The organism is Peterkaempfera griseoplana, assembly GCF_001418575.1.
GTDB classification, from domain to species: Bacteria; Actinomycetota; Actinomycetes; order Streptomycetales; family Streptomycetaceae; genus Peterkaempfera; species Peterkaempfera griseoplana.
The window spans coordinates 421-5,009 of record NZ_LIQR01000392.1; the positions used below are offsets into that span (position 1 = coordinate 421).

General features: G+C 68.9%; 3 protein-coding genes and 2 pseudogenes. 3 read left to right on the forward strand and 2 right to left on the reverse strand.

Annotated features, from left to right (window positions below):
* Positions 1–898: pseudogene (locus AOK09_RS42525) on the reverse strand (helix-turn-helix domain-containing protein); the annotation flags it as partial.
* Positions 899–1,011: 113 nt separating this feature from the next.
* Here AOK09_RS42525 and AOK09_RS26990 point away from each other — a divergent pair.
* A pseudogene (locus tag AOK09_RS26990) lies at positions 1,012–1,901 on the forward strand (YihY/virulence factor BrkB family protein); the annotation flags it as partial.
* A gap of 208 nt (positions 1,902–2,109) precedes the next feature.
* On the opposite strand, the gene AOK09_RS26995 reads toward AOK09_RS26990, so the two are convergent.
* Positions 2,110–2,694 carry a TetR/AcrR family transcriptional regulator gene (locus AOK09_RS26995; RefSeq protein WP_055589859.1) on the reverse strand — a complete coding sequence of 195 codons (585 nt, stop codon included), beginning with the start codon at positions 2,692–2,694 and terminating at the stop codon, positions 2,110–2,112.
* Between the two features lie 105 nt (positions 2,695–2,799).
* Between AOK09_RS26995 and AOK09_RS27000 the strand changes: the two genes are divergently transcribed.
* Both AOK09_RS27000 and AOK09_RS27005 read left to right on the forward strand, forming a co-directional pair.
* A complete protein-coding gene (locus tag AOK09_RS27000; RefSeq protein ID WP_055589860.1) occupies positions 2,800–3,225 on the forward strand; it encodes a nuclear transport factor 2 family protein in 426 nt (141 codons plus the stop codon).
* A gap of 139 nt (positions 3,226–3,364) precedes the next feature.
* A complete protein-coding gene (locus tag AOK09_RS27005) occupies positions 3,365–4,459 on the forward strand; it encodes an IS630 family transposase (RefSeq protein WP_265736744.1) in 1,095 nt (364 codons plus the stop codon).
* The last annotated feature ends 130 nt before the right edge of the window (positions 4,460–4,589 follow it).

Consider the following 4,589-nt stretch of genomic DNA (forward strand, 5'->3'; position numbering starts at 1 on the left):
TTCCAGATCAACGTGCGGTCCAGCAGTTCTCGCCTGCAGGTCTGCACCCACCGCTCCATGATCGAGTTCATCCTCGGTATCCGGACGCCGCTGACCACGACCTTGATGCCCGCGTCCTTGAGCACCTTGTCGAACAACTGCGGGAACTTCCCATCCCGGTCCCTGATCATGTAGCGCGCCCGGCAGCTGGCGTCCTCGAGGTCCATGACAAGATTCTTCGCGGCCTGGACCACCTAGGACGCGGTCGGATGCGCGGTCGCGCCCAGGATCCGGATCCGTCGGTTCGCGTGCTCGATCACGGCGAACACGTACAAGCGGGCCCCGGACAGGGTGACGGTCTCGAAGAAGTCACACGCCAGGAGCGCGTCGGCCTGGGAGCGCAGGAAGTCCGCCCAGGTGCTCGAGGCCCGCTCGGGCGCCGGGTCGATGCCGGCCTCCTTCAAAATTTCCCAGACCGTGGATGCTGCCACCTTCACACCGAGCACGAGCAGCTCTGCGTGGAGGCGCCGGTAGCCCCAGCTTGGATTCTCTCTGGCCAGGCGCAGTACCAGTGCCCGGATCGAGCGCACGGTGCGGGGCCGGCCTCCGCGCTTCGGCCGGGACTGAGCGGCATGTCGACGGGCAATGACGTTGCGGTGCCAGCGAAGTACCGTGTCAGGCCGAACCAGCAGGCGCATCCGCCGCAGCACCTCCCGTGGCAAGCCGTTGAGCAGCGCCGCCAGCAACGCCCGGTCGCTCGCCTGGAACCGAACCTGCTGCCGCCCAGCTGCCGCTCCAGAACCCCGATCTGATGGCGCAAGGCCCAGATATCGACATCTTTCTCACGGTCGCTCATCGGCAGCAGTCGCAGCATCGCGAACGCGTTCGTCACCCCCAGGTACACCAGTCTCAGCAGCACGACCGATCATCATGCCGCGCCAACCGCGCTGCGCGATAGCGGCGACCGGAGCGGCCTCGGCTGGCACCGAAACCTGCTCCTACCTGCACGGATGAGGTTTCTGGCAAGGGCAGCGCCGCACCGGCAAGGAGTTCCTCGCGGACGAACTGCCCGACCGGGCCGCCGCCCTCACTTACTACGGCATACTGTCATCTTTCCCGCGCTGCTCGTGCTCGTCTCCCTGCTGGGCGTGATCGGCGCCTCCGCCACCGACTAGATCCTCAGCAGCGTACAGAAAGTCGCGCCCGGCGCCGCCCGTGGCATCCTGCACACCGCCGTCACCCAACTGCAGCACAGCCCCGAGACCAGCGGCATCCTCGCCATCGTGGGCCTGGCCGGCGCCCTGTGGTCCGCCTCCGGCTGCACCGCCGGGTTCATCCGCGCATCGAACGCCGTCTACGACATCCCCGAAGGCCGACCCGCATGGAAGACCACACCCCTGCGCGTAGTCCTCACCGTCGCCATGATGCTGCTCCTCGCCGCCAGCGCGGTGATCGTGGTTTTTACCGGCCCACTCGCCCATCAGGCCGGTTCACTCCTCGGCCTGGGCAGCGCAGCCACGACCGCGTGGTCGATCGCCAAGTGGCCGGTCCTCGTCCTCCTCGTCGTACTGATGATCGCCCTGCTCTATTGGGCGGCACCCAACGTCCGGGGCCGCGGCTTCCGCTGGATCTCTCCCGGCAGCCTCCTGGCCGTGCTGATCTGGCTGGTCGCCTCCGCCGGCTTCGCGCTGTACGTGGCAAACTTCGGCTCCTACAACAAGACCTACGGCGCCCTCGCCGCAGTGATCATCTTCCTGGTGTGGCTGTGGATCTCCAACTTCGCCATCTTGCTCGGCCTCGAGTTCGACGCCGAACTCGCCCGCGAACGCGCCATCGAAGGCGGCCTCCCCGACACGGCCGAGCCCTACGCCGAACCCCGCGACACACGCACATGGCCACGACGCCCGCCGCCCACCGCTTAGTGGTCGACGCTCGAAGTCCTTCGGGGGTTGACGTGGGACCGGTGCTCGGCGTGTCTCCCGGTCGGGGGTCAAGGGTGGTGGGGTAGCAGTCGCGGTCAGTAGGCCTGCCGGGAGTGCCGACGGGCGATCACCTGTCCTCGCAACTATTGCTATTGAACAGGCGAGGGGCGTCGCATCCCGTGGGGTGGCCGGTCCTGCGAGCTCGGCGTCAGCTCGGAGGGGCGATTCCGTCGTCAGGTCGCAAGCAGTCCAGCACGAGGGTCGCCAGGCGGCCGGGGCGTGCCATGTCGCCCCGTTGGCGTTGCGCGGTCAGTGCGGCCAGGACGATCGCCTGTACGTCCGCCGCGTCCACGTCGACCCTCACCCTGCCGGCGTGCTGGGCCCGTGCCAGCAGCTCCGCGAAGGTCTCCCGCAGATCCGTGGCAGCCTGCAGGGTCCCGTCCCCCAAGTTGATTCCCGCTCCGGAGAGTGCGTCGGCGAGGTCCTGCTTGGTGTCAGCGTCACCGATCATCCGCAGGAGGAAGGCGAAGAACGCTGATCCGGCTTCGTCGGCCTGTAGAGCCGAGCGCGCCTGGTTGGCGAGCTGTTCGAGGTGCTCCGTGATGACGGCCTCGAACAGAGAGTCCTTGGTCGGGAAGTGGCGGTGGACCGTGCCTGGGCCGACCCCGGCCCGGCGGGCGATCTCGTCCAGTGGCACGCCGATGCCCTCGGCGGCGAAGGCGGCTCGCGCCGTCTCCAGGATCCGCGCCCTGTTGCGCCGCGCATCGGCCCGCAGCGGCCGTTCAGTACTCATCGTGCTCGCTCCCCTGGAGATTCCGGTTCCCTGCAGACAAGCGGGGCGCACGCCCCGTATATTAACCGGGGCATGAGCCCCGCTTGATTCCATGAGGAGTGTCCCATGTCTGCTGCCACACCCCGCGAAGTCGTCGAACGCCTCCTTCGCCTCACCGCCGAGGGCATGGCTGACCTGTTCGCGGAGGACGCCGTGTTCGAGATGCCCTTCCTGCCCCCGGGCACACCCCAGCCCGAGCCGGGACGCGAAGCGTTCCGTGCCCATCTCAAGGGAGCCGTGGGCCTGCAGGAGTTCGACTCCGTGGACGACGTCCACATCCACGACACCACCGATCCGGGAGTTGTCGTGGCCGAGTACCGCCTCCACGGCCGGGTCGTCCCCACCGGAAAGCGTTTCGCCTCCCACCTCGTCATGGTCACCCGGATCCACGACGGACTGATCATCCGGGCCCGCACCTACGCGAACCCGCTCGACAGCGCGATCGCCTTCGACACGGTCCACGACCTGCTCACCGGGCTGACCACGGCATAGCTCGGCGGCCGGCGCCAGAAATCCTCACAGGGCTGATATCGGAGCCGGTTCTGGACTTGTCTCCCGGTCGGATGTCCAGGGCCGGCGCGGTGGAGTCGGCAGCGGTCGGCCGTGATCCACCCCTCCCGATCGGCCTGCCATGCCCGTTGCCGCTGCCCGCCCGATATCCCTGACCGCCTCTCAGCGGCACCGGCTGAAGAGGGTAGCCTGGGGTCACAAGACACCCCATCAGTCCCGGTTACGAGCACGCATCGTGCTGCTGGCAGCGCAGGGACGAGCCAACGCGCGCATCGCCCGCGAGACCGGAGTCCACCTGGACACCGTGCGGACCTGGCGCAGCCGGTTCGCCGAGCAGGGCCTGCCCGGGCTTGCCGACCGCAAGCGCCCGGGCCGACCCGCCTCCTTCACCGCGCTGCAGACCGCGCAGGTCAAAGCCCTGGCCTGCCAACTGCCCGCTGAGACCGGCACGCCCCTGTCGCGGTGGTCATGCCCGGAACTGGCCCGCGAAGCCGTCGCCCGCCGCATCGCCCCGGCCCTGTCGGCGTCCACCGTGCGCCGCTGGCCGCAGCAGGACGCCATCAAGCCCTGGCAGCACCACTCCTGGATCTTCATCAGCGATCCCGACTTCCGCGCCAAGGCCGCCCGCGTCCTGGACCTCTACGCCGGCACCTGGCAAGGCCAGCCGCTGGGCCAGAACGAGTACGTCATCAGCGCGGACGAGAAGACCTCCATCCAGGCCCGATGCCGCTGCCACCCGACCCTCGCCCCGGGGCAGGCGAGAGCGATGCGGGTGAACCACACCTACGGCCGCGGCGGCGCGCTAGCCTACTTGGCCGCCTACGACGTCCACCACGCCCGGGTCTTCGGCCGCAGCGAGCCGCGCACCGGCATCGACCCGTTCATGGCCCTGGTCGCCCGGGTCATGAGCCAGGAACCCTACGCCGGCGCCAAACGCGTCGACAACGGCTCCTCCCACCGCGGCAAGAAGGCCGCCGACCGGCTGGCAACGGCCTTCCCGAACGCAGTGCTGGAGCGCGGTGTGGTCGGCCCGCCCGCCGCCCCAGCTACGAGGATGACAGTCGTGCTCAGCAGGGTCCGTTCGACAAGGCCGACGGATCGCCGACCAATGCCGCGGACACGCTCGGCGGGGTGTTGGTCGGCCGGGTGTTCTCGCGTTGTTACCGTCGTCCCATGCGCCGGAACGCGCTCGTGGACGGGCTCTCGCCCGTCGTAGTCTCCGGCCCGAGGTGAAGGAAGGAGTGGCTGGTGTCCGGGGAGCCGTTCGGGGTACTGCTGCGTGGTCTACGGCGACAGCGTCGTCTGACGCTCGAGGAGTTGGCCGAGGCGTCGGGGGTGAGCGTCCG

Excerpts from the sequence above, each read along its gene's own strand:
- AOK09_RS26995 (WP_055589859.1), bottom strand. The coding sequence starts at position 2,694 with ATGAGTACTGAACGGCCGCTGCGGGCCGATGCGCGGCGCAACAGGGCG.
- AOK09_RS27000 (WP_055589860.1), top strand. The coding sequence starts at position 2,800 with ATGTCTGCTGCCACACCCCGCGAAGTCGTCGAACGCCTCCTTCGCCTC.
- AOK09_RS27005 (WP_265736744.1), top strand. The coding sequence starts at position 3,365 with ATGCCCGTTGCCGCTGCCCGCCCGATATCCCTGACCGCCTCTCAGCGG.